This window comes from Anaerobranca gottschalkii DSM 13577, from assembly GCF_900111575.1.
GTDB lineage: Bacteria > Bacillota > Proteinivoracia > Proteinivoracales > Proteinivoracaceae > Anaerobranca > Anaerobranca gottschalkii.
The window spans coordinates 1-1,332 of record NZ_FOIF01000108.1 but is presented as its reverse complement, the minus strand read 5'-3'; the positions used below and the strand labels follow the sequence as shown (position 1 = coordinate 1,332).

Genomic DNA, 1,332 nt, shown 5'->3' with positions numbered 1-1,332 from the left:
GAATTAGAGCGGTACCCTTCTTCCTTTTAGATAGAAGCCTTAAATCTCGACGCAAAACTTTGTTAGAATGTTTAATTACCACAGCCTTTAAAAAAATGACTTTATCTACAAACTGATGAACCCTAATAAGGGTTCAAACAGTTCAGGATAACTTTCCTTAAATTTTATTCTGGATTAACTACTCCACTCATTCTGATAACTTCTAATCCTTTTTCTTCTAAAGCTTTAATGAATTGGTTTATACCAACAGAGTCAGATGCCATGTGACCTGCTACTACAACATTACCTATATTTTGTTCTTTTACAGCTTTAATAACATCTTCTGGCATATGCATACAAACTAAAGTACCTACTCCAGCTTCAAAATATGCTTTAGCAACATTGGCTCCTCCACCGGTACCACCAGCCATAGTTACAAATACTTTCCCTGCATAATCATCTTTACTTCCAACCCGGATAACTGGCTTTGCTTGAGTTTTTTGGTATTCAGGTAGCTCTTCCAATGCTTTAATGACATCATCCAATGTGGCTTTAGGCTTATCCTTTAAAGCATTATCTAAATGGCTTTGAACCTTTTTCTCTGCCAAAATATCGGTAGGAGTATGAACACCCATAAAGGGCATTTTTAAAAGTTTAGCTGCAGAAACCACCCTATCATAGTTAGAAACATGTAATCCCCTTTCCACTTGGCCTACCTTTTCAGCCAAGGCCTTTTGGGCTTTATTTATCGGTACTCCCGCTTCTACCATCCGATCAATTTGGGCTTTCATAACTTTATGTAAATTAATCATTGGACTACCACCTTTAGGATGGTGGGTTATAACTAAGTCCACCCCTAATTCTTTAGCTAACAACATTTCTGCCAGCTCCATGTCTACCCCAATGGCGACTTTTTTTATGTTTTCCCCTTCTACAATAATCCCTGAATCCTCTGGTACTTCATCTAATCCAGCCAACTGTAAAGCTAAATCCATAATTTCTTTTGTGTTCATTTTTCTGCCGTTACAGAAAACTTATAAAACTTTATAAGTTTTTTATTAAATCTTATAAAGTTTATGTTTCCTTCCTTGTTCATCGTGTCCAGTTTCGATAAAATCTACTCCTGTTTGGTTTAACACTCCGAAGGCTTAAATTCCCGACTAACGTATCGGTACATATCAATAACTGCTTTAAGTGCTATGCTATTGATTTACCGTAATTTTTTAAATTTATACTTGCATTTAAATCCCTATCTATTTTATAACCACAATTTTTACATATAAAAGTTCTTTCTGATAGAGAAAGTTTGTCTTTTATACTTCCACAGCTGCTACAGGTTTTAGATGAAGGATA

Annotated in this window: 2 protein-coding genes; both read right to left on the bottom strand. The window is 35.4% G+C overall.

Translation table 11 applies throughout. From position 1 onward, the window contains the following. Positions 1-164: 164 nt before the first annotated feature. A complete protein-coding gene (locus BMX60_RS11835; RefSeq protein ID WP_091351633.1) occupies positions 165-992 on the bottom strand; it encodes a Nif3-like dinuclear metal center hexameric protein in 828 nt (275 codons plus the stop codon). 184 nt (positions 993-1,176) lie between these two features. Next, the coding region (locus tag BMX60_RS11830; RefSeq protein WP_091351632.1) for a zinc ribbon domain-containing protein at positions 1,177-1,332 on the bottom strand (156 nt) is incomplete at its 5' end.